Source organism: Henriciella sp., from assembly GCF_049649345.1.
GTDB lineage: Bacteria > Pseudomonadota > Alphaproteobacteria > Caulobacterales > Hyphomonadaceae > Henriciella.
This window is the reverse complement of the sequence record NZ_JBARZC010000187.1, coordinates 1-2,945: the sequence shown is the minus strand read 5'-3', so window position 1 is coordinate 2,945 and position 2,945 is coordinate 1. Positions and strand designations below refer to the sequence as shown.

The following is a 2,945-nucleotide window of genomic DNA, read 5'->3' as shown; positions in this document are numbered from 1 at the left end:
GTAGCTCAGGGGTAGAGCACAACCTTGCCAAGGTTGGGGTCGTGAGTTCGAATCTCATCGCCCGCTCCAATATTCTCAGATCCATTCCCACGCGCGCAGTGCTTGCCGGCTCGTGAAGCCAATCTTGCTGGTGTGGACCAGGTTCCAGAGTGCGGTATCCTCGCCATAATGGTCTCGGACCCGGTCAAGCGGGAGGCGGCCAACTTTGGTTTTCGCCGAGGCATGCCGCCGCGTGATACGCCGCTCGACACCTGTGAAGCGGCCGAGCACTTTGAGACCAGGCTGCATGTCTTCGATCGGGAACATCATGTCGACGATCATATTGCCGCTCGTGTCGCAGATATAATCTCGCTGGCGACGGAAGTGCAGCCAATTCATCACCTCGGCATTTTCCAGCCGCTCATGATCATTCAGCCAGTAGAGGAAGTCCTCCATCGTCTTGATGAAGGAAAGATCCTCATCCATCATCTTGCGCTCTTCTGGGACGGTCGAGAAGTTCTTGTAATAGCTGAAGGCCGAGGCGAACCGCTCCAGAGGATTTCGAAGCGAGGCAAAGACCAGATATTGCGTAAAGTGGTTTGGGAAGACCCGCCGGTAATAGTCGGCGCCAAAGTGCGGCAGAAAACTTGCCGGTACATCCGGGTAAAGAAAATCCATCAGTGATGTGGAGGCGTTTTTCGGAAGGCGGACAAACATTGCGCGATGCGGCGAAAACACCTTTAGCGGGCTCATATCAGGTCTCAGCTGATATTTGAGGCGCTGCACGGCGACCTTCGCTTCGCGCATCAAGCCGGCCGGACGGCGTGCCAATGGATGGTGAACTTCCAGTCCGGGGGCGGGCGCTTCAGGCGCTGAAAAGCTGAATTCCAGTAGCGTCATTTATCCCCCGGCCAAGGCATTTCAGCATATTCAGGCCTGCCGCGATTTGCTCCTATACTGGGCGTCACGACCAACCAGCGCATCATGCATAGGCCCGTCAAGCAAAATGAGTGCCAAAGCCCTCGGAATTTAAAGGCCTTTTTGATTGGGGGCGAACGCCGGATCGGACTAACCTCTCAATGAGGGCGCGCCTGTCCCGTCAAGGTGGGCCACACTGCACCTTTTTGCTGCGCGGAGCGTTCGATCTCGGGATACTCTTGCCGCTTTGCCGAAAAAGAAGAGTGTCGAGCATCAGGAGAAGACATGGCGTCTGAAACAGTTATCTATGCGATTGGAGACGTGCACGGCGAGGCCGACAAGTTAGCCGACCTGCACGCAGCGATCTTTGCGCGCCACGCCCAGGACCATGAGGGCACGCCTCTCAAGCTGATCCATGTCGGCGACTATATTGATCGCGGGCCTGACAGTTTCGCCGTCATCGACACTCTGATGCGGCTTGAAGAACGCGACGATATCGAAACCATAAACCTGCTCGGCAATCACGAACAGATGATGCTCGACGCCTATGAGGAAGACGGCACGGATGCGCGCCTGCACTGGCTGATGAATGGCGGCGATGCGACGCTGGAAAGCTACGGCAGGCGTGGCCACGAAGATCTCCCGGACCCCCATCTCAGCTGGGTAAAAAATCTGCCGACCCTGCATCTCGAAGAAGACCGCCGCCTCGCCTTCGTGCACGCAGGCGTCGACCCGGCAACCTTTCCCCATTGCGACCGGCGCATTCATCTCTGGACCCGCTCGCAGCGCTTCTTCAATCCCGCTCGCTGGGATGTTGGCGCGCTCAAAGGCTGGAAAGTCATCCACGGCCATACGCCCACACACAATTTCCAGCCTCAGACCGCGGGCACGCCCCCGCGCCGCTTCAATCTGGATACAGGCGCCGTCTATGGCGGGGTGCTGACCGCCGGCGTTTTCACGCCTGATGGCGAGGTTGACTATATTTCGGTCTGAACTGGGCTTGCGGCTGGGAACAAATCAGGAAAATTGGTAAAATCTTAACCGAAGCTGTTCTTGAGTCGGGTGATGACTGACGTAATCCGCATCCTTGGTATCGATCCGGGCCTTCGCCATACCGGCTGGGGCGTGATCGAACAGGCCGGCTCAAGGCTGACGCACATTGCCCATGGCGTCATCAGGATCAATCACGAGCTCCCGCTCGCCGCCCGGCTGGGAGGCATTCACCGCGAAATTGCAGACCTCTCGCGCGCCTACTGGCCAGACTTTGCCGGGATCGAGGAAACCCTCGTCAATGCCAATCCGCGCTCGGCGCTCAAACTTGGCCAGGCGCGCGGCGCTGCCATGGCGGCGCTCCACGGTGCCGGCCTGAACGTCCTCGAATTCTCACCGCGCACGATCAAGCTTGCCGTGGTCGGGACAGGCGCGGCGGACAAGACTCAGGTGTCCTTCATGGTCTCCCGGCTCCTGCCCAAGGCTGGAAAGATGTCATCTGACGCGGCCGACGCCCTCGCCTGCGCGATTTGCACCGCGCATCATGCCGTCGCGCTTAAGAAGGGGGCGGCATGATCATTGGCCGCCTGAGAGGGGAAGTCGCGACCGTCGGGACAGATAGCGTCATGATTGACGTGAACGGCGTCGGTTATGTCGCCCTTGCTGGCACGCGCCTGCTTTCGAAGCTGAACCCCGGCCAGGAAGCGACTGTCCACATCGAGACGCGTGTCACGGAAAATTCGATTACGCTTTTCGCTTTTGAATCCGATGAAGCGCGCGCCTGGTTTGTCCGGCTTCAGGATGTGCCTGGCGTGGCGGGCAAGTCAGCCATGGCGATCATGGACTCGCTTTCGCCAACAGACATCATGGATGCGCTCGCCCTCGGCGACGCGGCAACCATCACACGTGCCAAGGGCGTCGGAAAGAAACTCGCAGAGCGGATCATCGGCGAGCTGTCCGGCAAACCGCCACCGATGGGCCGCTTTGGCGCGTTCAGGACGTCTGATCTGCAAGCGCCGACCGCCGATGAACCGCTCCCCGCCAGCGGCGCGCGGTCG

4 protein-coding genes are annotated in these 2,945 nt (G+C 59.4%); 3 read left to right on the top strand and 1 reads right to left on the bottom strand.

Annotation, left to right across the window (positions count from 1 at the left end; all coding sequences use genetic code 11):
- Window positions 1-75: 75 nt before the first annotated feature.
- Entirely contained in the window at window positions 76-879 is an 804-nt protein-coding gene (locus WA989_RS04675) for a sulfotransferase family 2 domain-containing protein (RefSeq protein ID WP_424339345.1), read from the bottom strand.
- A 303-nt stretch (window positions 880-1,182) separates the two neighbouring features.
- Between WA989_RS04675 and WA989_RS04670 the strand changes: the two genes are divergently transcribed.
- From WA989_RS04670 to ruvA, 3 genes are all read left to right on the top strand, one after another.
- Complete coding sequence (locus tag WA989_RS04670; protein ID WP_424339344.1) at window positions 1,183-1,890, top strand: metallophosphoesterase; 708 nt, start codon at window positions 1,183-1,185, stop codon at window positions 1,888-1,890.
- Window positions 1,891-1,974: 84 nt separating this feature from the next.
- Entirely contained in the window at window positions 1,975-2,463 is a 489-nt protein-coding gene (gene ruvC / locus WA989_RS04665; RefSeq protein ID WP_424339346.1) for a crossover junction endodeoxyribonuclease RuvC, read from the top strand.
- Window positions 2,460-2,945: Holliday junction branch migration protein RuvA (gene ruvA, locus WA989_RS04660; RefSeq protein ID WP_424339343.1), on the top strand; the 486-nt coding region annotated here is incomplete at its 3' end. The genes ruvC and ruvA, both read left to right, overlap by 4 nt.

Bases quoted from the DNA above. Each gene is read 5' to 3' on its own strand.
- WA989_RS04670 (WP_424339344.1), top strand. From the start codon at position 1,183: ATGGCGTCTGAAACAGTTATCTATGCGATTGGAGACGTGCACGGCGAG.
- WA989_RS04675 (WP_424339345.1), bottom strand. From the start codon at position 879: ATGACGCTACTGGAATTCAGCTTTTCAGCGCCTGAAGCGCCCGCCCCC.